The 22700-nt window shown below is 68.6% G+C and carries 22 protein-coding genes; 15 read left to right on the forward strand and 7 right to left on the reverse strand.

Annotated elements, in window-relative coordinates:
• The first annotated feature begins 38 nt into the window (after positions 1–38).
• The 3 genes from YWY_RS0108940 to YWY_RS0108950 are packed head-to-tail and all read left to right on the forward strand — an operon-like array spanning position 39 to position 2973.
• Positions 39–797 (forward strand): enoyl-CoA hydratase/isomerase family protein, encoded by a 759-nt coding sequence (locus tag YWY_RS0108940; RefSeq protein WP_038044873.1) that lies wholly within the window; start codon positions 39–41, stop codon positions 795–797.
• Positions 794–2338: an ATP-dependent acyl-CoA ligase gene (locus tag YWY_RS0108945; protein ID WP_028847342.1), complete on the forward strand. Its 1545-nt coding sequence runs from the start codon at positions 794–796 to the stop codon at positions 2336–2338. The genes YWY_RS0108940 and YWY_RS0108945 overlap by 4 nt, the downstream gene beginning before the upstream one ends.
• Positions 2329–2973: a TetR/AcrR family transcriptional regulator gene (locus YWY_RS0108950; protein WP_028847343.1), complete on the forward strand. Its 645-nt coding sequence runs from the start codon at positions 2329–2331 to the stop codon at positions 2971–2973. Before YWY_RS0108945 ends, YWY_RS0108950 begins: the two co-directional genes overlap by 10 nt.
• A 4-nt stretch (positions 2974–2977) precedes the next feature.
• Here the strand turns inward: YWY_RS0108950 and YWY_RS0108955 are convergent, their stop codons facing one another.
• Positions 2978–3739 carry a beta-ketoacyl-ACP reductase gene (locus YWY_RS0108955; protein ID WP_028847344.1) on the reverse strand — a complete coding sequence of 254 codons (762 nt, stop codon included), beginning with the start codon at positions 3737–3739 and terminating at the stop codon, positions 2978–2980.
• A 120-nt stretch (positions 3740–3859) separates the two neighbouring features.
• Between YWY_RS0108955 and YWY_RS21040 the strand changes: the two genes are divergently transcribed.
• On the forward strand, positions 3860–4519 hold the full coding sequence (locus YWY_RS21040; RefSeq protein WP_084609133.1) for a 4'-phosphopantetheinyl transferase family protein: 660 nt from the start codon (positions 3860–3862) through the stop codon (positions 4517–4519).
• Here YWY_RS21040 and YWY_RS0108965 read toward each other — a convergent pair.
• Both YWY_RS0108965 and mihF read right to left on the reverse strand, forming a co-directional pair.
• On the reverse strand, positions 4503–5672 hold the full coding sequence (locus tag YWY_RS0108965; protein ID WP_245566610.1) for an isochorismate synthase: 1170 nt from the start codon (positions 5670–5672) through the stop codon (positions 4503–4505). The two genes, YWY_RS21040 and YWY_RS0108965, sit on opposite strands and share 17 nt — an antisense overlap.
• Before the next feature lie 122 nt (positions 5673–5794).
• Positions 5795–6091: an integration host factor, actinobacterial type gene (gene mihF / locus YWY_RS0108970; RefSeq protein WP_028847346.1), complete on the reverse strand. Its 297-nt coding sequence runs from the start codon at positions 6089–6091 to the stop codon at positions 5795–5797.
• 248 nt (positions 6092–6339) lie between these two features.
• Here mihF and YWY_RS0108975 point away from each other — a divergent pair, with 248 nt between their 5' ends.
• The 3 genes from YWY_RS0108975 to YWY_RS0108985 all read left to right on the forward strand — a co-directional run bounded on the left by YWY_RS0108975 (position 6340) and on the right by YWY_RS0108985 (position 10434).
• Positions 6340–7965 (forward strand): long-chain fatty acid--CoA ligase, encoded by a 1626-nt coding sequence (locus YWY_RS0108975; RefSeq protein WP_028847347.1) that lies wholly within the window; start codon positions 6340–6342, stop codon positions 7963–7965.
• A gap of 332 nt (positions 7966–8297) precedes the next feature.
• Positions 8298–9221: an ABC transporter ATP-binding protein gene (locus tag YWY_RS0108980; protein WP_028847348.1), complete on the forward strand. Its 924-nt coding sequence runs from the start codon at positions 8298–8300 to the stop codon at positions 9219–9221.
• Positions 9214–10434 (forward strand): ABC transporter permease, encoded by a 1221-nt coding sequence (locus YWY_RS0108985; protein WP_028847349.1) that lies wholly within the window; start codon positions 9214–9216, stop codon positions 10432–10434. Before YWY_RS0108980 ends, YWY_RS0108985 begins: the two co-directional genes overlap by 8 nt.
• Positions 10435–10523: 89 nt before the next feature.
• On the opposite strand, the gene YWY_RS0108990 is transcribed toward YWY_RS0108985, so the two are convergent.
• On the reverse strand, positions 10524–11834 hold the full coding sequence (locus YWY_RS0108990) for a citrate synthase (protein WP_038044875.1): 1311 nt from the start codon (positions 11832–11834) through the stop codon (positions 10524–10526).
• A gap of 205 nt (positions 11835–12039) precedes the next feature.
• On the opposite strand from YWY_RS0108990, the gene YWY_RS0108995 reads away from it, so the two are divergent.
• Positions 12040–13188 carry an acyl-CoA dehydrogenase family protein gene (locus YWY_RS0108995; RefSeq protein ID WP_028847351.1) on the forward strand — a complete coding sequence of 383 codons (1149 nt, stop codon included), beginning with the start codon at positions 12040–12042 and terminating at the stop codon, positions 13186–13188.
• Between the two features lie 200 nt (positions 13189–13388).
• Here YWY_RS0108995 and YWY_RS0109000 read toward each other — a convergent pair whose 3' ends face one another.
• Positions 13389–13976 carry a DUF3558 domain-containing protein gene (locus YWY_RS0109000; protein ID WP_028847352.1) on the reverse strand — a complete coding sequence of 196 codons (588 nt, stop codon included), beginning with the start codon at positions 13974–13976 and terminating at the stop codon, positions 13389–13391.
• A gap of 206 nt (positions 13977–14182) precedes the next feature.
• Positions 14183–15031 carry a hypothetical protein gene (locus tag YWY_RS0109005; protein WP_028847353.1) on the reverse strand — a complete coding sequence of 283 codons (849 nt, stop codon included), beginning with the start codon at positions 15029–15031 and terminating at the stop codon, positions 14183–14185.
• A 187-nt stretch (positions 15032–15218) separates the two neighbouring features.
• Between YWY_RS0109005 and YWY_RS23200 the strand changes: the two genes are divergently transcribed.
• The 5 genes from YWY_RS23200 to YWY_RS0109030 all read left to right on the forward strand — a co-directional run bounded on the left by YWY_RS23200 (position 15219) and on the right by YWY_RS0109030 (position 19170).
• Positions 15219–15581: a WXG100 family type VII secretion target gene (locus YWY_RS23200; protein ID WP_051310085.1), complete on the forward strand. Its 363-nt coding sequence runs from the start codon at positions 15219–15221 to the stop codon at positions 15579–15581.
• Positions 15581–17125, forward strand: coding sequence for a putative T7SS-secreted protein (locus YWY_RS23205; protein ID WP_051310086.1), 1545 nt, complete (start codon positions 15581–15583; stop codon positions 17123–17125). Before YWY_RS23200 ends, YWY_RS23205 begins: the two co-directional genes overlap by 1 nt.
• Positions 17126–17152: 27 nt before the next feature.
• On the forward strand, positions 17153–17758 hold the full coding sequence (locus tag YWY_RS0109020; protein ID WP_028847354.1) for a hypothetical protein: 606 nt from the start codon (positions 17153–17155) through the stop codon (positions 17756–17758).
• A gap of 129 nt (positions 17759–17887) precedes the next feature.
• Positions 17888–18679 (forward strand): hypothetical protein, encoded by a 792-nt coding sequence (locus YWY_RS0109025; RefSeq protein ID WP_156899162.1) that lies wholly within the window; start codon positions 17888–17890, stop codon positions 18677–18679.
• Positions 18680–18924: 245 nt separating this feature from the next.
• A complete protein-coding gene (locus YWY_RS0109030) occupies positions 18925–19170 on the forward strand; it encodes a hypothetical protein (protein WP_028847356.1) in 246 nt (81 codons plus the stop codon).
• 253 nt (positions 19171–19423) lie between these two features.
• Here the strand turns inward: YWY_RS0109030 and YWY_RS21055 are convergent, their stop codons facing one another.
• Positions 19424–20755, reverse strand: a complete 1332-nt coding sequence (locus tag YWY_RS21055; protein ID WP_051310087.1) for an MFS transporter — start codon at positions 20753–20755, stop codon at positions 19424–19426.
• Between the two features lie 844 nt (positions 20756–21599).
• Here YWY_RS21055 and YWY_RS0109045 point away from each other — a divergent pair.
• Together YWY_RS0109045 and YWY_RS0109050 are read left to right on the forward strand one after the other, a co-directional pair.
• Positions 21600–22154 carry a hypothetical protein gene (locus YWY_RS0109045; RefSeq protein ID WP_211227511.1) on the forward strand — a complete coding sequence of 185 codons (555 nt, stop codon included), beginning with the start codon at positions 21600–21602 and terminating at the stop codon, positions 22152–22154.
• 42 nt (positions 22155–22196) lie between these two features.
• Positions 22197–22601 (forward strand): SsgA family sporulation/cell division regulator, encoded by a 405-nt coding sequence (locus tag YWY_RS0109050; RefSeq protein WP_028847359.1) that lies wholly within the window; start codon positions 22197–22199, stop codon positions 22599–22601.
• The last annotated feature ends 99 nt before the right edge of the window (positions 22602–22700 follow it).

Genomic DNA, 22700 nt, shown 5'->3' on the forward strand with positions numbered 1-22700 from the left:
CCTATCGATCGATCGATCGTCCGGCTAGACTCGGCTGCATGGCGGTTCGGACATCGGACACCGTGGCGCTCCGGTTCACCGACGGCGTCGCGGTGGTGACCCTCAATCGGCCCGAGCGACTGAACGCGGTCGTTCCCGCACTGGTGGACGACCTGCTGGCGCGGCTGGCGGAGGTCGCGGGCAGCGACGCGGGCGCGGTCGTGCTGACCGGCGCGGGCCGGGCCTTCTGCGCCGGATACGACCTGAAGGAACCCCCGGCGGGCGGTGATTCCCGGCGCCGCATCGAACGGCTGCAGCAGGTGACCCGCCGGATCCGTGAGCTGCCCCAGCCGGTGATCGCCGCCGTGCACGGCTACGCCATCGGCGCCGGGGCGGAATTCGCGCTCGGCTGCGACCTGGTGCTGGCCGCCGAGGACGCGCAGTTCGCTTTCCCGGAGGCGGGGCTCGGCCTGAGCGTGACCGGCGGGATCTCCCGACTCCTCCCGCTGCTCGTCGGACCGCTCAAGGCCAAGGAACTGCTCCTGCTCGGCGAACGCGTCGACGCCGCGGAGGCGGCCCGGCTCGGTCTGGTGAACGCGGTCGTGCCGGACGCCAGGGAGACAGCGCTGCGCTGGGCGCGGGCGATCGCGCAGAAACCGGCCTACGCGGTGACGCTGGCCAAGCGGGCGCTGGACGCCGGCATCGACTCCGCCTTGGACGCCGCGCTGGAGCTGGAAGTCGCGCACGCGCTGATCACCGACACCGCCGCGGAAGTAGCCGAGCCCGCCGAGCGTTTCCGCACCCGGAGGGCGGAATGACCGATCTGACCGGCATCGACGATCTGGCACGCCTGACGGCCCGGGCCGCCGAGTCGTGGCCGGACCGCACGGCATGGGTGTTCGACACCGGCGGAGAACCCCGCTCGCTCACGTTCGCCGAGGTGCACGCGCGCAGCGACGAATTCGCCGGGGCGCTGGCGAGCCTGGGCGTGTCCCCGGGTGACCGGGTCGCGCTCATGCTGCGCAACTGCCCGGAGTTCCCCCTGCTCTGGCTGGCCACGGCCAAGCTGGGTGCGGCCATGGTCCCGGTGAACGTCAACTACCGGGAGCTGGACGGCTCGCACGTGCTCGCCGACGCCGGGGCCCGGGTGGTGGTCGGCGCCCCGGAGTTCGTCGAGATGCTGCGGGTGATCGCCCCGAAGGCCGGTGTCGAGCGCGTACTCACCCCGGGCGAACTGCCGGCAGGCAAGCCGAAACCCGAGCTGCCACTGCCTGCGGGCGAGCAACCGGTCAACATTCAGTACACGTCGGGCACCACCGGCGCCCCCAAGGGCTGCGTGCTGCCGCACCGGTACTGGACCACGCTGGCCCGCGGGATGATCACCGAGCACCCGTGGCTCCGCTCCGACGACGTCATGCTCACCGCCCAGCCGTTCCACTACATCGACCCGCAGTGGCATGTCGCCGTCGGCCTGGCGTCCGGGGCACGGTTGGTCGTGCTGGACCGCTTCCACCCGTCCACGTTCTGGTCCAAGGTGCGGGAACACGGTGTCACCTGGTTCTACTGCCTTGGCATGATGCCGACGCTGCTGCTGCGCCAGCCGCCGTCCGAGGAGGACAAGCGACACCGCGTCCGTGCGGTCCACGCGTCGGCGATCCCGGGCGAGCTGCACAGCAGGCTCGAGGAACGCTGGGGCGTGCCGTGGTTCGAGGCGTTCGGGATGACCGAGACCGGCGCGGACATCCGGGTGCGCCCACAGGACCACGACGAGGTGGTCGGGACCGGGTGCATCGGAACCCCGGTGCCGGGACGGGAAGTGGCCGTGCTCGGCCCGGACGACCGGCCGGTACCTCGCGGCGAGACCGGCGAGCTGGCCATCCGCGGGGTCGGCCTGATGCTCGGCTACCACCAGCGCCCGGACGACACCGTGCGAGCGTTCCGCAACGGCTGGTTCCACACCGGCGATCTGGTGCGCATGGACGACCGCGGCCGGATCTACTACGTCGGCCGCACCAAGGACATGATCCGCCGCAGCGGGGAGAACATCTCCGCCGACGAAGTCGAACGCGCCTTGTTGCTGCATCCGGGTGTGCGGCTGGCGGCAGTGATCGGAGTACCGGACGAGATCCGTGGAGAAGAAGTGGAGGCGTTTGTCGTCCCGGCCGACGGTGCCGACCCGACGCCGGACGAGCTCGCCGAGCACTGCGCCGCCAAACTCGCCTACTTCAAAGTGCCGCGCTACTGGAAGGTGGTCGACGAATTGCCGATGACAGCATCCGAGCGAGTGGCCAAGGGACGACTGAAGTCCGCCGACCCGCTGGCCGGCGCCTACGACAGGGTGGCGCGGGCATGGCTGTGAACACCACGCACACCCGGGTCCGCAAAGCCGCCGTGCGGCTGTTCGCCGCCAAGGGCTACCACGGGGTCGGCATCCGCGAGCTGGCCGACGCGGCCAAGCTCTCCTCGGCCAGCCTGTACCACTACATGGGGACTAAGGAAGACCTGCTGGCCGACATCATGGCGGACTGCCTGGATCGGCTGCTGTCGGCGGCCAAGGAGGCCACCAACGACACCGACGACCCCCAGGAGAAGCTGGGCAGGCTGGCCGCGCTGCACACCATCGCGCACGCCGCCCACGCCAAGGAAACGGCGGTAGTCGACAACGAGCTGCGCGCGCTGTCACCGAGGATCCGCCGCCGCGTCGTGGAACAGCGGGACGCCTACGAGCAGATCTGGTCCGACGTGCTGGCCGAAGGGCAGAAGCAGGGTGTCTTCCTGCCCGACGAGAACGGCGTCACCAGGCGCGCGCTGCTGCAGATGTGCAGTGGCGTCGCGCATTGGTACTCGCCGCGCGGTCCGCTCACCCTGCACGACATCGGCGTGCATTACGCCGCGTTGGTGCTGCGGACGGTCGGCGCGAGCCCGGCCCCGGCACAGCCGGACATGGACCGGTGCCGCGCCATCGCCCGCAGCACGTGGGGCATCAAGATCTGAGCGGCTACAGCTTGCGGCCGCCGTCGACGTAGATCGTCTGCCCGGTCACGAACGAGGCGTCCTCGCTGCACAGGAACGCCACCACGTTGGCGATGTCCTCCGGGGCCCCGACGCGACGCAGCGGCGTCACCTTCGCGGTCTCCTCGCGCAGCTGCTCCGGGCTCAGCCCGAGGCGCCGCGCCGTCGCGTCGGTCATCTCGGTGGCGATGAAGCCCGGTGCGACCGCGTTGACGTTGATGCCGAACGGCCCGAGCTCGATCGCCAGCGTCCTGGTGAATCCCTGCAACCCGGCCTTGGCCGCGGAGTAGTTGGCCTGCCCCCGGTTGCCGAGCGCGGACACGCTCGAGGTGTTGACGATCTTGCCCCACTTCTGCTCGACCATGTACGACTGGGCCGCCCTGCTGCACAGGAACGCGCCGCGCAGGTGCACCCCCATGACGGTGTCCCAGTCGTCGGCGGACATCTTGAACAGCAGGTTGTCCCTGGTGACGCCGGCGTTGTTGATCAGGATGCCGATCGGGCCGAGCTCGTCGGCCACGCGCTGGAACGCGGCCTTGACCGCGTCCTCGTCGCTGACGTCGGCCCCGACGGCGATCGCCTTGCCGCCGGCTTGCGTGATGGCCGAGACGGTTGGCTCGGCAGCCGCCGGGTCGAGGTCCAGCACCGCGACCGCCGCGCCGTCGGCGGCCAGGCGCCGTGCCGTCGCCGCGCCGATGCCGCGCGCCGCTCCCGTCACCACTGCGACTCGACCATTCAGATCAGCCATCAAGCCCTCCCGGTTACCGGTGCGTTTCTGGCGTAACTTAACAGCGTGTCGAAAGCCGTGGCGTGTGATGTGTGGTGGGCTACGCCACTCCCCGCCGGCGCCGCCAGCACCTGGCTCGCGATGCTCGCTCCGGCCGAGCGCACCCGGTACGAGGCGTATCGCCGGCCTGCCGACCGCCTGCGCTTCCTGACCGGCCGCGTGCTTGCCCGCACCGTCGCCGGAAGGTATCTCGGTGTCCCGCCGACGTCGGTCGAGCTGGATGCGACCTGCCCGGACTGCGGCAAGCAGCACGGGAAGCCACGCATACCCGGCAACGACCTCGAGCTGTCCATCTCGCACGCCGGCCAACGGGTCGGGCTGGCGGTCGCCGTCGGCACGTCGATCGGGCTGGACGTCGAGTCCACCTCCCGCTCCAGCGGCGACGACCTGCTGAACTATGCGCTGTCCGACGCCGAGCTGGACGCCGTCGCCGGCCGGCCGGCCGCGGAACGCGCACGGCTGTTCTTCACCTACTGGGCACGCAAGGAAGCGCTCATGAAAGCCACCGGTCTCGGCCTGAAGGTGCCGCTGAGGAGCATCACGCTCGCGCCGCCGGAGGCCCCGCCTGCGTTGCTGGCCAGCGCCCACGACGCGTTGGACCCAGCCACGACGGCAATCGTCGATCTCGACGCCGGCCAGGGTTATGCGGCCGCGGTCGCCGCGCTCACCGCGAACGGCCTCACCGTGAACCAGCGATGGTGGCGCGCGGCGGACTTCGGCGAACTCAAGCCGTCGCGGTGATACCCAGGGCGCGCAGCAGCGTCGCGAATTTCGCTGACGTCTCGGCGAGCTCCGCCGCCGGATCGGACGCGGCGACGATGCCTCCACCGGCGTACAGCCGCATCCTTTCCCCGTCGACCTCAGCACATCGGATGCTGACCGCCCACTCGCCGTCTCCCGCGGCATCCACCCAGCCGACCGCGCCCGCGTAGTAGTCGCGGTCGAACGGTTCAAGCTTCTCGGCCAGCTCGCGAGCCGCGGCAGTCGGTGTCCCGCACACCGCAGGCGTCGGGTGCAGCGCCGCGGCCAGCCGCAGCGCGCTGGCGTCGGAGCCCGACTCGGACAACTCACCGGTGATCGCCGTGCCGAGGTGCCAGACAGCAGGCGTCGACGTCAAGGACGGCTCGGCGGGAACCGACATGCTCCGGCAGAACGGACGCAGCGCCTCCACGACGGCTTCGACGACCAGGGCGTGCTCGGTGCGCTCCTTGCTCGATGCGACCAGCCGCGCGGCGTTGTCCGCATCCTCGACCGGGTCGCTGGAGCGGGGAGCGGTACCGGCGTGCGGGTGCGCGAACACCCGATTGCCCACCCGGCGGACCAGCAGCTCCGGGGTGGACCCGATCAACGTGGCCGACCGCGGGCCGGGCAAGGGCGCCGCGAACGTGAAACCGGTCGGATTCCCGGAGACCAGGTTGTGCAGCAGCGCCGCCGGGTCGACCGGCGCGTGGAACGTGACGTCGAGCGCGCGAGCCAGAACGACCTTGTTCAGCTGTCCTTGCCGCAACAGCCGCACCGCCTCGGCCACCGCCTCCTGGTGCTGCTGCTCCGACGGCACCGCGATCATCCGCGCGGGCGCGCTCAGCACCCGGTCCGGCCTGCCGGCCATCGCCGCATGCGCCGGCCCGGTGCAATGGAAATGGCTCGGGATGGTCAGCCGCGCGGGCGCGCTGTCGCCGAACGGCAGGACGCCGACCGCGATCGGTGTCGCCGCCGTGGCGAATTCCGCGGGGAGCGCATCGTCCAGCGCGACCACGTCGGTGCCGGTCAGCTCACGGTCGGCACCGACGGCCAGCAGCGTGCGCTCCGGCGTGGCGAACGCGAACTCGCCCGCCCGGTAACCGTCCAGCAGCTTGGCCGGATCGGTCACCTCAGCGCGCGCGGTATCGGTCACCCGACGATTCTGGCACGCGGCTCCCCGGCGCCCGGGCCGCACGTGACCCGGGCAACGACCACTCGGCAGGCCGCGCCGGACCATGGCCTGGCGCGCCCCACCGCGACGAGGATCCGGCCGGCCTACTTCAGCGCCGCCAGCAGCGCCTCACGCTGCCGCGCACCCAGGCCGGCGGCCCGCCGGTCCTTGTCGATGCCGGCCTGCTCCATCAAGGCGGCGACCTTCACCGCGCCGAGCCCTGGCACCGCCTTGAGCAGCTGCGCGACCTTGGTCTTGCCGATGGTCTTGTCGTCCTTGGCGGCCTTGAGCACGTTCTCGATGCTCTTCTCGCCGGACTTGATCGCCGCGAGCAGTTCCGACCGCGCCTTGCGGGCCTCGGCGGCCTTCGCCAGCGCCGCAGCGCGCTGCTCGGGAGTCAAACGTGGGCAGAGCCAACGTACTGATCCTTCCTATCCGGTCACCCATCCGGGTGCGGATGCCTGTGCCGCTGTCGTGCCCGGGAGGGTGCGTTCCCCCAGTAAACGCCACCTGTCAGGTACCCGCGCAACCGACACGCCATGCTCACGACCGGTTTTGGCCGCCTGACCGGGCGATTTCCCCCCTTTTGAGGCAGGGGGACGGGGATTAGGCTCGCGGCACACAAACGATCGTTCGGGAGGCAAGTCCGATGCTCGGAACTATGCAGAACGTGCCGCTGTCGATCGCACAGTTGCTGCGTTACGGCTCGACCGTGCACGGCAGCAGCACGGTGGCCACCTGGACCGGCAGCGAGTCTCGGGTAGCGACGTACGCGCAGATCGGTCGCCGTTCAGCTCAGCTGGCGCACGCGCTACGCAGCCTCGGGGTGGACTCCGACCAGCGCGTCGGCACGTTCATGTGGAACAACAACGAGCATCTCGAGGCCTACCTCGCGGTGCCGTCGATGGGCGCGGTGCTGCACACGCTGAACATCCGCCTGTTCCCCGAACAGCTGATCTACGTGGTCAACCACGCCGAGGACTACGTGATCATCGTCGACGGGACGCTGGTGCCGCTGCTGAACCAGCAGCTGCCGAAGTTCACCACGGTGCGTCACGTGGTGGTGGCCAACGGCGACCCGAGCACGGTGCAGGCACCGGACGGCGTCGAGGTGCACGGTTACGAGGACCTGCTGGCCGCCCAGCCGGAGGAGTTCGACTGGCCGTCGCTGGACGAGAACACCGCGGCCGCGATGTGCTACACGTCCGGGACCACCGGCGACCCGAAGGGCGTGGTGTACTCGCACCGGTCGATCTGGCTGCACTCGATGCAGGTCTGCATGACCGACGGCATGGCGCTGTCCCAGCGGGACAAGACGCTGGCCATCGTGCCGCAGTTCCACGCGATGAGCTGGGGCCTGCCGTACGCGGCGTTCATGTCGGGCGCCTCGCTGGTCATGCCGGACCGGTTCCTGCAGCCCGAGCCGATCGCCAAGATCCTGGCGACGGAGAAGCCGACGTTCGCCGCGGCGGTGCCCACCGTGTGGCAGGGCCTGCTGCAGTACCTGGAGCAGAATCCCCAGGACATCTCCCACCTGCGGGAGGTCGTGGTGGGCGGTTCGGCCGTGCCGCCGTCGCTGATGCACGCGTTCGAGGAGAAGCACAACGTGCGTGTCGTGCACGCCTGGGGCATGACCGAGACGTCGCCGCTGGGCAGCGTGGCTCGGCCGCCGCGGGGCGTCACGGGCGAGCAGGAGTGGGCCTACCGCTACACCCAGGGCCGCTTCCCGGCCAGCGTGCAGGCCAGGCTGATCGGCGCGGACGGCAAGGAGCTGCCGTGGGACGGCAAGAGCGTCGGCGAGCTCGAGGTGGCCGGACCGTGGATCGCCGCCGCCTACTACCGCGACCCGGACCCGGAGAAGTTCCACGACGGCTGGCTGCGCACCGGCGACGTCGGGCACATCACCCCGGACGGCTTCCTGACGCTGACCGACCGGGCCAAGGACGTGATCAAGTCCGGCGGCGAGTGGATCTCGTCGGTGGAGCTGGAGAACCACGTCATGGCGCACCCGGCGGTGGCCGAGGCCGCGGTGGTCGGCATCCCGGACGAGAAGTGGGACGAGCGGCCGCTGGTGGCCGTGGTGATCAAGGAAGGCCAGTCGGTGACCGCCGCGGAGCTGCGCGAGTTCCTGGTCGACAAGGTGGCCAAGTGGCAGCTGCCGGAGTACTGGACGTTCATCGACGAGGTGCCCAAGACCTCGGTCGGCAAGTTCGACAAGAAGCGGCTGCGCGCCCGGCACGCACAAGGGGAGCTGACCGTCGAGACGGTGAAGTAGCCCCGCGGGCGGCGGGTGCATCGACTCCGGCCGAGGGCCGAGTCGTCGCGCGATCGGCACGGCGGCTCGGCCCTCGCCGTTCGCCGGACGGCTCAGCAGGCCGCTGCGCCGAACGCGATGGTGAATTGCGCCGGTCGCGCACCGGGAAGCCACCGGTCGCACCTGGCCCGCATGCCCCGGACGCGACCGCCGGTTCGGCCGGTTGCGGCCGAACCAGCCGCTGATTGCGAAGGCATGGCACCGACCCGGCGACGACGACCCACCGACGGTACGCGATCATTGCGCGCGTAACCCCGTCCACGCCTGGGCCCACCGCGGAGCTGGAGGTTGCCGTGCCCGAGCACACGCTGGCCATCAGCGGGCTGCACAAGCGCTTCGGACAGGTGGTCGCCCTGCGGGACGTGGGCTTCACGGTGCGCCCGGGCGAGCTGTTCGGGTTCGTCGGCAGCAACGGCGCGGGCAAGACCACCACGATGCGGATCGTGCTCGGGGTGCTCAACCCGGACGCCGGCGAGGTCACCTTCGGCGGCGCACCGATCACGCGGCAGGTGCGCACCCGCATCGGCTACATGCCCGAGGAACGCGGGCTGTACCCGAAGATGAAGGTTGCCGACCACCTGGTCTACCTGGCCGAACTGCACGGGCTGAGCAGCGTCGACGCGCGGGCCGCCACCCAGCGCTGGCTCGGCAGGCTCGGACTGGACCACCGCCGCGGCGACGAGGTGCAGAAGCTGAGCCTCGGCAACCAGCAACGAGTGCAGCTGGCCGCCGCCCTGGTGCACGAGCCGGACCTGCTGGTGCTCGACGAGCCGTTCTCCGGGCTGGATCCGGTCGCGGTGGACGTGATGAGCGACGTGCTGCGGGAAGAGGCCGCGCGCGGTGTGCCGGTCGTCTTCTCCAGCCATCAGCTCGATCTGGTCGAGCGGTTGTGCGACCGGATCGGCATCATCGCGGGCGGCCGCATGGTGGCGGTCGGATCGGTCGAGGAACTGACCGCCTCGGCGGGTGCCGAGCTCGAGGTGGTCGCACCGCAGGCGGAGCCCGACTGGGCAGCCAACCTGCCCGGCGTGACGGTCGTCGCGGAGGAAGGGCCGCGGACCGTGCTGCGGCTGGCCCCGGGTGCCGACGATCAGGCCGTGCTGCATGCCGCCCTGGCCACCGGGCCGGTCACCGGATTCACCAGGCACCGGCCGTCGCTGGTGGAGCTGTTCCGCGCCGTGGTGACCGAGGACGGCGGTGGGAGTCGTCATGCGTGAACTGGCCCGCTCGCACACCGAGGTCGCACCGGCGACCGCGGTCCGGCTCGTCGCGCAACGCGAGATCGACACCCGGCTGCGCACGCGGTCGTTCGTGATGTCGACCGCGGTGATCATCGCCGTGCTGGCCGGCTACCTGCTGCTGCAAGCGTCCCTGTTCAGCGACGCGCACCGGGTCGACGTCGGCCTGACCGGCCAGGCCACCAGCATCGCCGGACCGTTGCAGGTCGCCGGGAAGGCGGTCGGGCTCGAAGTGCACACCACCCAGGTCGGCGACCGCACGGCGGCGCGCGCCAAGCTGGAGGCCGACGAGCTGGACGCGGTGGTGTTCGGCAACCCGGCCGAACCCGAGGTGCTGGTGCGCTCCGAGCTCGACGACCGCCTGCGTGCCGTGTTGATCGACATCGCCCGGCAGCAGATCCTCACCGGGGAACTGGCCAAGGCCGGGGTGACCGATCCGCGGGCGGTGCTCGCCCAGGCAAGCCAGGCGGACGTCGAGGTGACCACGGTCGCGCCGGCCGGCGCGGAACACGGCCAGCGGCTCGGCATCGGCCTGATCATGGTGTTCCTGCTGTTCATGGCGATCAGCACGTACGGGACCATGGTCGCCCAGGGGGTGGTCGAGGAGAAGGCCAGCCGGGTGGTGGAGATCCTGCTGGCCACCGTGCAGCCGTGGCAGCTGCTGCTGGGGAAGGTCGTGGGGATCGGGCTGGTCGGGCTGGCGCAGCTGGTGATCGTCGCCGGCGTCGGCCTGGTCATGGCCGTCGCCAGCGGTGTGGTGACGTTGTCCGGTGTCGCCATCGGCGCCCTGATCTGGGGTGTGGTCTGGTACGTGGTCGGCTTCTTCTTGTACGCCACGTTGTTCGCTGCGGCCGGCTCGCTGGTCTCTCGGCAGGAGGACGTACAGTCCGTCGTCACGCCCGTGACGATCGTGCTGACGCTGGGCTTCGTGGTCGGCTTGAACCTGATGCTGCAGAACCCGGACGGCACGGGTGTGGCGGCTTTGTCGCACGTGCCGTTGCTGTCGCCGGTGATCATGCCGGGGCGGATCACCGCAGGCCAGGTCGCCGGGTGGGAGATCGCCCTGTCGCTGATCGTCACGCTTGCCGCCGTGGTGGCGCTGACCTGGCTCGGCGGCCGGGTGTATCACAATGCGGTGCTGCACACCGGAAGCCGCATGCGGGTGCGGGACGCGCTGCGCGGAACCCGCTGAACGGGACACGGCCGAACGACGAAGGCCCGCGGGCCACTCGGGCGCCGCGGGCCGTGACGCATCGGCTGGGTGTGCGCTGTTCGCGCCGATCAGCGCTGGTCGATGGGCACGTAGTCGCGCAGGCCGTAGCCGGTGTAGACCTGCCGGGGCCTGCCGATCTTGCGTGCCGGGTCGCTCATCATCTCCCGCCAGTGCGCGATCCAGCCGGGCAGCCGCCCGAGGGCGAACAGCACGGTGAAGTACTCGGTCGGGAAGCCGAGCGCCCGGTAGATCAGGCCGGTGTAGAAGTCGACGTTCGGGTACAGCTTGCGCTCGATGAAGTACTCGTCGGACAGCGCGCGCTCCTCCAGCCGGACGGCGATGTCCAGCAGCTCGTCGCTCTTGCCGAGCTTGTTGAGGATCTCGTCCGCGGTCCGCTTGATGATCTTGGCGCGCGGGTCGTAGTTCTTGTACACCCGGTGGCCGAAGCCCATCAGGCGCACGCCCTTTTCCTTCTTCTTCACCCGGGTGACGAACTGGTCGACATCGCCGCCTTCGTCGCGGATGCCCTCCAGCATGGTCAGCACCGCCTGGTTCGCCCCGCCGTGCAGCGGACCGAACAGCGCGTTGATGCCCGCCGAGATGCTGGCGAACAAGTTCGCCTCGGACGAACCCACCAGGCGCACGGTGGACGTCGAGCAGTTCTGCTCGTGGTCGGCGTGCAGGACGAACAGCAGATCCAGCGCCTTGACCACCTCGGGGTCCTCGTAGGGCTCGGCAGGCAGCCCGAACGTCATTCGGAGGAAGTTCTCCACCAGGCTCAGCGAGTTGTCCGGGTAGAGGAACGGCTGCCCGATCGACTTCTTGTACGAGTAAGCCGCCAGCGTCGGCACCTTCGCCAGCAGGCGCACCGTGGACAGCTCCACGGCCTCGGCGTCGAACGGGTCGAGCGAGTCCTGGTAGAAGGTCGACAGCGCGGACACCGCGCTGGACAGCACCGGCATCGGGTGCGCGTCGCGCGGGAAGCCGTCGAAGAACCGCTTCAGATCCTCGTGCAGCAACGTGTGCCGCCGAACCCGGTCAGTGAAGGCGTCGAGCTGCTCCCTGGTCGGAAGTTCGCCGTAGATCAGCAGGTACGACACTTCCATGAACGTCGACTGCTCGGCGAGTTGCTCGATCGGGTAACCGCGGTAGCGCAGGATCCCCGCCTCGCCGTCGATGTAGCAGATCGCCGACGATGCCGCCCCGGTGTTAACGAAGCCGGGGTCCAGGGTGATGTACCCGGTGGAGGCCAGCAGCTTGCCAAGTTCGATGCCGGACGCGCCTTCGGTAGCCGGCACGATGTTCATGACATGCTCGCCACCCGGTACACGCAGCGTCGCTGTCTCTTCGCTGCTCGGCTTGGCTGCGGCGTCGGACATGGGTGGTCCTCTCACGTGGATTGGGGATTCGGCCCTAACCTAGCTGAACATCGCCGATCCCCGCAGCACGCCGACGACTATCCGTCACCACGATCACGATCCGATCGGGTGAGACAACTCACTCTGTCGTCCACTAGGTCTTGGGACAGGGGCGCTCGGTAGTCTTTAGCGACCAGCTGTTCGCATGAAGTCGCAAGGGAGCGCCATGCCTGCCGAGCGTCTGCTGCCTTCCACCGAGGCCGAGGACTTGGTCTCGCTGGCGCGGGAGATCGCCCGCGAGGAGTTGGCCCCGCTGGCCGCCGAGTACGAGGAACAGTCCAGGTTCCCGCGCGAGCAGTTCCGGCTGCTGGGCAAATCTGGCCTGCTCGGACTGCCTTACCCGGAGCGCTGGGGCGGCGGAGACGTGCCGTACGAAGTGTACCTCCAGGTGCTGGAGGAGATCGCCACGGCGTGGATGTCGGTGGGCGTCGGGCTGTCCGTGCACACCATGTCGTGCTACGCCCTCGCGCACTACGGGACTGATGAACAGCGTGACAAGTGGTTGCCGGCCATGCTGGGCGGTGACCTGCTCGGCGCGTATGCGCTGTCGGAGCCGCACGCCGGTTCCGACGCCGCAGCGCTGTCCACCAGAGCAGTTCACTCCGGGGACGAATATGTGATCAACGGCACGAAGGCGTGGATCACGCACGGCGGCGAAGCGGACTTCTACACCACGATGGTCCGCACCTCCCCGGACGGCGGCAAAGGCATCACGTGCCTGCTGGTGGACGCCGAGACGGAAGGGCTGAGCGCGGCCGAGCCCGAGAAGAAGATGGGCATGACGGCCTCCACGACTGCCCAAATGATCTTCGACGACGCGCGCGTCCCGGTGGAGCGGCGCATCGGCGACGAGGGGCAGGGGCTGCGCATCGCGCTGGAGTCGCTGGCGTCCGGACGGCTGGGGATCGCCGCGTGCGCGGTCGGCCTCGCCCAGGCGGCGCTGGACGAAGCGGTGGCGTACGCCAAGGAGCGCACGCAGTTCGGCCGGCCGATCATCGACTTCCAGGGCGTGGAGTTCATGCTGGCGGACATGGCCGCCGCGGTGGAGTCGGCGCGGGCGACCTACCTCGATGCGGCCCGCCGCAGGGACCGAGGCATGCCGTTCGCGCGGCAGGCGGCGATCGCGAAGCTGATCGCCACGGACAACGCCATGAAGGTCACCACCGACGCGGTGCAGATCCTCGGCGGCGCCGGCTACACCAGGGACTTCCCGGTGGAGCGGTACATGCGGGAGGCGAAGGTGCCGCAGATCTTCGAGGGCACCAACCAGATCCAGCGGCTGGTGATCGCGCGAGAGCTGCGGAAGTCGTCGTGAGCCTGCCCGTCTTGCGGATGGGACAGCCGCCGGTGGGACGCGCCACCCCAAGGACGGCGCGTCCCGTCGACAAGCCAGGACGCCCGCCGACTCCGGCATCGCGCGCGGGCACGGCGGCCCGGCCTGCGCGATGATGCTCGGATCGCCCGCCTACCTGCGCTGCCACCGGCTGCGGCCCGGTAGGAGCCGACGACTCAGCGCTACGTGCCGCTCTTTTCGTGGTGTTCGACCAGCGTCTTGACGGCTGCCTCGGCAAGGCTCTTGGTGCGGTCACACCCGCCGACGTCGTTGTGCGCATCCAAGAGCAAGAACTCCAGGGCGAGGTCCTTGGTCAGCCCGACAATCGCCTTGCACGACGATTCGTCCTCGAGATCCTGCGCCACGACCGCGGGATTGCCTGGCCGCCCAGGCACTTGCCATGGCCGCACGTCGTGATACCAGCCGGTCTGCTTACCGTGGTAGGCGTTTGCGATTCCTTTGTAGGTGGAGTCGGAGTAGTCCCTGATTCGGAGGGTCACGAAGTACACGCGAAGCCCTTCGGCGTTCCACGTGCACCCCGGCGCCTTGAACTTCTCGAACTTCCCGAGATCTTCACTGTAGTCCGGGTTCGGCTTCCCCTCCGGCGACAATTCGTTTTCCCGCAACACTTCTTCCGGGACCAGACGACACGGGTTGTCCGTGAAATCCGCCGGATCGAGCGGCGTCGTGACCTCCGGCGCGTCGAGCGGATCGACCTCGCCATGCGCACCGCCGTCGGAACACCCCGCCAGAACAGCCAGCCCCAACACGAAAGGTGCAACCCACCGCGACCACGAACAACGGTCAGCTGGATGCCATGACCACCGCAGTTTCATCATGCCCCGTTCGTGAACTGTGCACTCGGTCCGACGACGCCTTTCCGCCCCGGGTTCCCACACGCCACTGGTGACCGGGAAACGTTTCGGATCGCCAACACGCGGGACGACGCGATCGTCCAATGGCCGAACCACCCGAACTACGCCGTGCCGAGCCGGCGAAGCATCTCGACGTGGCCGTCGAGGTAGGGGGTGAAGTCCTGGACGCGGGCGAGTTCGATGCCTTCTCGCGGATAGCCCTGCATGCCGTGCAGCAGGACGCCCCGCCCGCCAATGGTGCGATACGCCCACCACTCGTCCTGGTGGGCCAGCAGGGAGAACTCACTCGCCTCGCCGTCGACCGTCACCACGAGGGTCCGCCACTGCCCCTCCGACCGCTCGAGCAGGTCGTCGAAGTCGTCATCACCCGACGCCGCGACCTCGACGACCGCTTCGCCACGCGACACCGGCGTCCGGTACGTGATCACCTCGAGCTCCGGCTCCGCGGGGTCCTCGAGCCGATGGGTCAATCCCCAGCCGGCGAACTGGCGACCGTCGTCCTCCAACAGACCGAAATACCGCAGGCCCTGCCATTCCGGCTGCAGGCCGTAGATCGGCACATCGGCCTTGAGGTACGGCTTCACCTGGTCCAGCCGACGACGCAGGTAGGCACGTTCGGGTGAGATCGTCACGGCCTCGCGGAGGTCCCTTGCCGTGTTGCTGCGCGCTGCGGGCGAAGTCAATGCGGTCGCGGCGAACGCGATCGCGGTGACGACGAGCGCAGCGACCGGGAACGGCCACCATGGCCACGCGAACGCGAAGTACAGGGCGAGCCCCAGCACCAAGCCGACAAGGCCGGCCACGACGTAGCTACGCCAGGTCGGGATGACACTGCGGTTCCACCGCACCGCGTCGACCACGCGCCGCGGAACGCCGAGCACCAGGCGCCATGAGGCCTTCAACCCGAACGGGTAGGCCGTCCACTCGTACTCCGCTTGTTCGCGCTTCACTCGTTCAGTATCCGAAGAATCGAACCGTCGTCCGACCGATTTTTCCCCGCGTGACCGTGGCTGAACCACGCTGAGTCGACCCGGCCGGGATGTGATGAACCTGATGGGCTGACTTCGCCGGATTCGGTTGCACGCGCTTTCGCCGTGTGTTGTTCTCGCGCGCAGGGAGAACGAGGGGGTACTACCGATGGCTGGCGGATTCAGCATCGATTTGTCCGAAGTACGCCATTTGGCACACACCCTGGAGCACGCCGAGGAGCGCATGACCAGGGCCACCGATCGGCTGCGCGACGCCAGCTGCTCCGACCTGGGGCATCCCCGGCTGGACCGGGCGGCCGAGGCGTTCCAGGACGACTGGGAAGACGGCATCGACGAGATCGGCGACCTCACCGGGGACATCGTCGAAGGCCTGCGGAAGGCGATCCGGGTCTACCGCGAGCTGGACGAGAGCATCCGCGACACCTTTGGCGGGGGCCAGCAGGGCTACGTCGCAGGTGCCGGCCCGGACCCGGGCGACTCGATCATCGCCCGCCGGTTGGAGGGGGAGTGATGGCGGAGCTGAATCCCATGTTCGATTCCACGTTCGGCTCCGACCCGGCACCCGGCAACATCGATCGGCCCGGGTTTCTCGCGCTCGGATTCGACCCGGCACCCGGCAGCATCGAACGGATCAACACTCTGGCCGACTGCCTTTCGGACATCGCTCGCGATCTGGGCGAGGCGTACACGGACCTGAAGAATCTGGGGAAATCGGAAGGAATCTGGACCGGGACGGCTGCGCAAGCCTTCGCGAACACCGTCGAAGAACTCCCGGAGTATCTGGACAAAGCGAACAGCTCCTTCAACGACGCGTCCTCGGCATTGTCCGGCTGGGCACAGGACCTCGGCGAGATGCAGCGGAAAGCGGCGTCGTTGGAGGCCGAGGCGGCGAAGGCGATGGCCAACCTCATCCGCGCGGAGGCGAATCCCGACCTCGGCCTGGTCGACCAGATCTTCGAACTCGGCCCGGAGCTGGAGAATGCGCAGCGACGGCTCTACGCCGCCCAGGCGGAGCTGGAAAGAGCCCGGGCGAACCTGGAGGACATCCGCCGCCGAGCCGAGCAACTGCGCGAACAGCACGACCACGAGGCGATCCGCGTGGCGGCCGCCCTCGACCGGGCACGGGAGATCGCCCCGGACCTGCCATGGATCGACGTCAGCGGCATCCTCGAGTCCATCGGAAACTTCTTCTCCGACATCGGCGACGCCATCGGAGACTTCCTCTCGGACGTCTCGGACGTACTGGCCAAGATCGGCGACTGCCTGTCGTTTCTCTCCGATGTCGCGGGCGCACTCGCCCTGGCCACGGCCTTCATCCCGGGCGTGAACGCGGTCACGGCCGCGGCAGCTGCCGGCCTCAGTGCCGCCGCTGCCGGAACGAGACTGCTCGCCAAGGCGGGAGGCGCGAACGTCTCCTGGGCCGACATCGGGATGGACGCGCTCGGCGCGTTCCCGGGCGGAAAACTCGGCAAGTTCGCCAAGCTCGGCAACACCGGCACGGCCGGCGCGAAGACGGTGAAGTGGGCCAACCGTGGCACCATCCGCCGAACCATCTCAGGCCTGCAAACCGCCGTGGAAGACGCGGTCGAGGACGCTGCCTACACGGCCGTCAAGAACACCCTCCGAAAAGTCGGCTTGAAGAAGATCCAGCCCGCCGACTACTCGAACATCAATGACCTGGCACGAAACCTCAGCAAAGGGAAAGTATCTGAAATCATTCACGACACCGCGCGACAGTCGCACCTGGACAACGTCGCAAGCCTGAACAAGCACCTGAACCGGATAGGCATCAAGGCGAACGTCAACCCTGACACCACAGCGGGAAGTCTTGTCGGCGCCACTTATGGAACGCTGAAAGACATGGCGATGGACGAAGTCAAAGACTTCGCCAAAGAAAAGATCGAGGAACATGTGGTGGATCCCCTCAAAGAGAAATTCCAGGAGCACATCGTCGATCCACTCAAGAAAGAGCTCCGGGAACAGGTGGGCGACCCGATCCGAGACAGCCTGAGGGAGGCGCTTGACTCGCCTGACAACAAGGTGGAAAGAAGCTGACGGCACGATCGAGAACGGAACGATTGCATGGAATCCGCCAGCTGTTCGGTGACGTTGCCGGCAGGTTTCGTCGAACTGCCGAGAGAACGTACCCCGTCGGTAGACCGGCTGATCCAGCTCGCCCACGAGTGGCAAGCGGCCCTCGGTGTCGAGAACCCCGCTGAACTCACCGAGGGGAGCGTGCAGACAGCAGCCATGCTCGCCGCGACCGGCGCGGCCGCGGGAGTGACCGGGTCGGCTCACGTCTCGGCGGCCATCTATCGCTCGCCGGAAGCTTCTCGGCCGGTCATGGTCCTGGTCAGCACGTATCTGGAAGAGACCGGCCATTCCGCTGTCACCGAGGCCCTGGAGTCGGTCGAGAAGCTTTCCGCGGCGAAGAAGTTCGACGACGTCCGACGGGTGACCCTGCCTGCCGGACAAGCCGTTCTGGTGGAGACAGCCCACTCGTCACGGCACGACACCCCGGCTGGCCCGGTGACGGTGACTTCCCGCAGCCTCAGCGCCTGGATCCCCTCCCCGAACCTGCCGCAGACCGCTGTGATCGAAGTCAGCAGCAACAACGCGGAGGACTGGGCCCACGTTTCCGGCCTGGCGAAAGAGATATTCCAGACGTTCTCCTGGGACGAGGAATGACCACCACACGGCAACCACGAGAATCCGCCGGCCGACGCTCTTGCGGCATGGCGCGGAACGGGGTTTTCCCGTGACCGGTGGACCCGTCTCGTCATTGACGGCCGACCACATCGATCAGCAGACACAGCCATGACCACCACGCAGCAACCACAGCGAGCCCGTCGACCGACGCTGTTCCGACCCGCCTTGAAGATCAAGGACCCGGCAAACGTCGAGTGGCAGGTCGAGTACCGCATCGCGCCCTGGCGACGCCTCATTCAGCCGATCGCGATCGTCTGGTGGGCGCCACGCCGCTACAGCGAGGTCACACCGAAGCGCCCAGCACCACCGCCCCCGGACAAGGGCGACACCCCAGCCAGCCGCAAGGACGACGAGGCAACCAAGGAGCCGAAGGAGGAGTCGTCGGACGACCTCAAGTCGATCTTGGTGGCCATCACCGTTGCCGCGCTGGTGGCCGTTCTGGCCTGCGTCTACGCTGCTTTCTTGATCGTCCTCACCGTGGTCGAAGGAACCATCCGGTTCTCCCTCGCGCTGGTCGTCTCGATCTTCGCCGCCGTCGAGATCGTGATTCAGTGGGTCGTCGGTGCCATACGCATGCTCACACCGCACCGGCCAGGACGGGTCGACGTGCTCCGGACCGTGCCGGAGAACGAGTGCATCGCCACCCTTTGGGTCGTCACTACGCAGAGCAAACCCGAAGCACGCAACCTCACCCAAGCACTGGCCGCCTACCTCATCCACCATGCACCTGTGGATCTGGTCGACGATCCGGGTGCGCGCAGCCTGATCGCCCACCATCATGGGTGGATCACCGACAGGAAAACCGTGCACCTTGGCGGGGGAAAGGGATACGTCACTCTTGCCGGGAAGCTGGACCGCGACGGCACGCGAGCCTGGTTCTTGAGATCAAGATCCATATGAGCCGACCGACGCTGTTACGGCCGACTCTGCGGGGCGAAATGGCAGATCGAACACCGCATCTCGCCATGGCAGCGGCGCACGCAGCCTTTGGCATCCTCTGGCTGAGGAACCGCCGCTACACCGAAGTCACCCCGAAACGGCCTGCACCGCGACCGGCATCGCCGGACGACAGCATGCGGGAGTACCCCTCCGGCTGGCGGCGCATCTCCTGAGACCGGCTGCCCGACGGGCGCAGCTGGGCACTGTTGCCGTTCGGCACCGTCTTGTTCGCGCTGTACCCGACTCTGGGGATCGTGCTGCTCCTCCTCACCCTGGTGGAGCTGGCCATCCGGCTCGTGGTGATGGTCGTCCTGGCCGTCCTGCTCGGCTGCGAACTCCTCGTCCAGTGGATCGTCGGGGCCATCCGCCGCCGATCGCCCGGGAAGCAGGGCCGGGTCGACGTGATCCGGCCATGCCGGAAAACAAGCACGTCGACACGCTTACCGTGGTGACCACCCGCAGCGAAGCGGACGTCCGCCGGCTCACCCAAGAGCTCGCCGACCACCTCAAGGAACACACACCGGCTCAGCTTTCCGACGACCCGGCAGCGCTCGGCCTGATCACCCCGCCACAACGGGCAGATCACCGAGACGAAGACGATCCACCTCTCCTGCCGGAGAGAGCATCTGACCTTCGTCGGTCACCTGGACCGCTGGGATTCGCGCGAGTACTTCATCGACATCTTCAGCTGATCGCTGGGATGACTCACGTCTTCGCCGGATCGCGCTGCTCCACAGCATCGGACGGCGGAGCGGAAGCAGCGGCGGCGGGAGTCCGGTAACGCCAGAAGCCGGGCACCCAGACGACGATCGCCACCGTCAAGAGCACAACCAGCACACCGCCGACGGCGCTGGCCATCGCGGGTCCGACGGCGGCGCCGCCCCAGCCGTGCACGAGGTCGGCCACCCGCGGGCCACCCGCGACCACCACGGTGAAAACGCCCTGCATGCGGCCGCGCATCTCGTCGGTGGCCTCGAGTTGCAGCATCGCGCTGCGATGGACCGCGCTCACCAGGTCCGCACCACCCCCGAGGGCAAGGAACACCACCGCCAGCCACAACGTGGGCGCGAGCCCGAAGCCCACCATCATCAGGCCCCAGGCGACGACCGCCACGGTGATGACCGCCCCGGCGCGGGCCATCCGGGAGAACCAGCCGGAGAACAGCCCGAACACCACCGAACCCAGCGGGATCGCGGCGAACAACCAGCCAAGCGCCGCCCCACCACCCGGCGGATCGCCGAAGGTGCGCTCGGCCATCTCCGGGAACAGCGCCCGCGGCATGCCTGCGACCATGGCCACGATGTCCACCAGGAACGACACCAGCAGCAGCTTGCGCGCAGCGAGGTAGCGCAGGCCGTCGGCGATGTCGCGAAGCCCGGCACGCCCGGTGGCCTCCGCGGCACGCGGCATGCGGGGGAGCTGCCAGACCATCACCGCGGCGATCGCCAACGCGATGGTGTCGATCAGGTAGAGCGTCGGCAGCCCGAGCACCGGGATGAGCGCACCGGCCAACAGCGGGCCGAAGACCATGCCGAACGTCGAGGTGGTGAAGTTCAGTGCGTTGGCGGTCGGCACCAGCTCGATGGGCACCAGGCGCGCGATCGCCGCCGAGCGTGTCGGCATGTTCACCGCCACGAACGACTGTTGCAGGCCGAGCAGCACGAGCACGACCGCGACCGAGTCGAGACGCCATGCCGCCTGCGCCCACAGCAAGGCAGAAGTCACCGCGATGCCGAGGTTGCTGACCAGCATCACCGTGCGCCGGTCGACCGCGTCGGCGATCGCCCCGCCCCACAACCCGAACACCAGGAGCGGAACCAGCCCGACGCCGCCCGCGACCCCGACCCAGCCGGACGACTGGGTGATGTCGTAGATCTGCTTCGGCACCGCGACCGCGGTCAGCTGGCTGCCGACGGCGGTCGCCACGGTGGAGAACCACAGCCAGCGAAACTGCGGTACGCGCAGCGGCCGGGTGTCGATCACCGCCCGGGCCAGCGCAGAGCGCACCCGGGACACACGCCGGGTGCCCGTCGCCATAATCGTTAGGCTAGCTCACGGTCTGCTCGATGCCCCACTCACGTGACCGAGGCCTGCACCACATCCGCGGTTGCCTGGTTGGCCTTCTGCACCAAGTCCGAGACTTCAGCGGTCGATCGTCAGCACTGCGCTCCTCCTTGCTCCAGCCACCCGGGCAGGACCGGCTGATCCCACGGACGGTGTCCTTGCACCGAACCGGTGACGTCACCGAGGTGACGCTGCCTTCCCACGACACCATCAGCAGCTGCACGCGGGTCACGTCAGTTCGGGCTTCTCGCCGAAGTCGACGTACACAGGAAGCAGCCGGGTAATCCTGCAACTGTGAAGTTCTCGCCCATCGACGCCGTCATCATCTGGGGCGGCTACGCGCTTGCGCTCGGGTTGCTGCTGGCGTCCCGGATCCGGCCCCGTCGACGCAAGAGATCTTCCTCAGCATCAGCGGGTTCGCCGCGACGACGGCCACCGTGTACATGCTCACCTACGGAACGTTCGCGGACCGTGGGCGTGGCTCACTCCCCATCCCGACGGCCGGCATCGTGGTTGGTTCGTCCGGCACCAGCAGCAGAAGCTCTAGATGAGCCGCTGGGCAGGCAAGACCGGTGTCGTGGCGCAGAACGGCGAAGGACAGCCTCGAGCTTCGGCCTGCTGCCATCCCCGCAGGGATCGTCCGTCATGACGATCCCCGGGCCGCCTTCGAACTCGCGGTCGAAACCGAGCGTTTCGGCCACCCCGTCCCCGGGATTCAGTTCGTGGACGGTATGACCAAGACCACGCCGACCTACCGGTTGTCCCGGTTTCGGTATTGGGAACAGGTCCGGCATTGGATCCAAATGCCGTGTCCGCGGTGATGATCCGACCGGACTTCAGCTCGCTCGCCGCGAGCCGCCGCCACATGGCGTACATGAAGCCACGCGAGGTATCCGCGCTCGACCCCGACGAGCTGGAGCGGGTTCCCGGATTCCGGCACCTGGTCGCCGCGGAAGACCCCGAATTCACCCGCGCCGCCATCACTCCGGAGGTCCACCGAGTGTTCATGACCGACCCGTGGCTGCGCGTCCGGCACTTCCTCATCTACCGAGGGGTGCTGTGGGTCAGGCGAGCGGCGAGGCTGACCGTGGCCGACATGCGGATGAGCATCGGGAGCCCGATCCGCTTGGCCGCGACCATCCCGGCCGAAGCGTGGCGGACGTTCACGCCACCGCTGGAGGCGGAACGCTTCCTGGCGCGGGTGCGCTCCCCTCCCGCACCACGGGGTCCCGCTCCACGGGGTCGGCCCCGACGGCCGCCCGGAGCCGCCATCGTCGCGCTGACCTGCGCCGTTACACCTGTGCGACGGGAAACACCGAATCGGCTGATGTTTGCCACCGAAGCGTCATGGTCGCGCGTCTCATCCGTGTAGCCAGCAAGAAGCCTGCACGAAGAAGAAACAGGAGGCGCGACGATGCCCGCCAACTCCGTGCGACAGGACCGGTACATCAACCTGCTCAGCGAGCACACCCCGGTGCTCTCCCGGTGGTCCTACCGTGCCGACGAGCCGTATTCGGTCACCGTCGCCTTCCAAGCGGGCCAGGACCGCTGGGTCGAATGGGTCTTCGCCCGCGACCTGCTCATCGCGGGGCTGCACGGCCCCGCGGGCATCGGCGACGTGCGGTTCGTTCCGTTCGAGGACGAAGGGGACAAGCTGCTGCTGATGCAGGTCGAGTCCGACCAGGGCCGCGCCTCGTGGTTCCTCGACCGCACCGAGGCCGAGGAGTTCGTCGAGATGACGCTGCAGCTGGTGCCGGAAGGCCGCGAGGAAGAGTTCTTCGACATCGACGCGCTGCTGGCCCAGATCACCGACGTCTGACACCGGGCGAGCCGCACTCGTGACGGCCGGACCTCGGTCCGGGCAGCCGACGACCCGTCATCCGAACCGACCGGGCCTGCACGGCTCCGCTACACCGTC

This window comes from Thermocrispum agreste DSM 44070 (genome assembly GCF_000427905.1).
In the GTDB taxonomy this organism is placed as follows: Bacteria; Actinomycetota; Actinomycetes; order Mycobacteriales; family Pseudonocardiaceae; genus Thermocrispum; species Thermocrispum agreste.

What these genes read in the sequence shown, in the direction of transcription:
- YWY_RS0108990 (WP_038044875.1), bottom strand. Translation starts at nt 11,834, where the DNA reads ATGTCCGACGCCGCAGCCAAGCCGAGCAGCGAAGAGACAGCGACGCTG.
- YWY_RS0108945 (WP_028847342.1), top strand. Translation starts at nt 794, where the DNA reads ATGACCGATCTGACCGGCATCGACGATCTGGCACGCCTGACGGCCCGG.
- YWY_RS23200 (WP_051310085.1), top strand. Translation starts at nt 15,219, where the DNA reads ATGGCTGGCGGATTCAGCATCGATTTGTCCGAAGTACGCCATTTGGCA.
- YWY_RS0109025 (WP_156899162.1), top strand. Translation starts at nt 17,888, where the DNA reads ATGACCACCACGCAGCAACCACAGCGAGCCCGTCGACCGACGCTGTTC.
- YWY_RS0108940 (WP_038044873.1), top strand. Translation starts at nt 39, where the DNA reads ATGGCGGTTCGGACATCGGACACCGTGGCGCTCCGGTTCACCGACGGC.
- YWY_RS0108950 (WP_028847343.1), top strand. Translation starts at nt 2,329, where the DNA reads ATGGCTGTGAACACCACGCACACCCGGGTCCGCAAAGCCGCCGTGCGG.
- YWY_RS0108985 (WP_028847349.1), top strand. Translation starts at nt 9,214, where the DNA reads ATGCGTGAACTGGCCCGCTCGCACACCGAGGTCGCACCGGCGACCGCG.
- YWY_RS0109050 (WP_028847359.1), top strand. Translation starts at nt 22,197, where the DNA reads ATGCCCGCCAACTCCGTGCGACAGGACCGGTACATCAACCTGCTCAGC.
- YWY_RS21040 (WP_084609133.1), top strand. Translation starts at nt 3,860, where the DNA reads ATGCTCGCTCCGGCCGAGCGCACCCGGTACGAGGCGTATCGCCGGCCT.
- YWY_RS21055 (WP_051310087.1), bottom strand. Translation starts at nt 20,755, where the DNA reads ATGGCGACGGGCACCCGGCGTGTGTCCCGGGTGCGCTCTGCGCTGGCC.
- YWY_RS23205 (WP_051310086.1), top strand. Translation starts at nt 15,581, where the DNA reads ATGGCGGAGCTGAATCCCATGTTCGATTCCACGTTCGGCTCCGACCCG.
- YWY_RS0108975 (WP_028847347.1), top strand. Translation starts at nt 6,340, where the DNA reads ATGCTCGGAACTATGCAGAACGTGCCGCTGTCGATCGCACAGTTGCTG.
- YWY_RS0108995 (WP_028847351.1), top strand. Translation starts at nt 12,040, where the DNA reads ATGCCTGCCGAGCGTCTGCTGCCTTCCACCGAGGCCGAGGACTTGGTC.
- YWY_RS0108955 (WP_028847344.1), bottom strand. Translation starts at nt 3,739, where the DNA reads ATGGCTGATCTGAATGGTCGAGTCGCAGTGGTGACGGGAGCGGCGCGC.
- YWY_RS0109020 (WP_028847354.1), top strand. Translation starts at nt 17,153, where the DNA reads ATGGAATCCGCCAGCTGTTCGGTGACGTTGCCGGCAGGTTTCGTCGAA.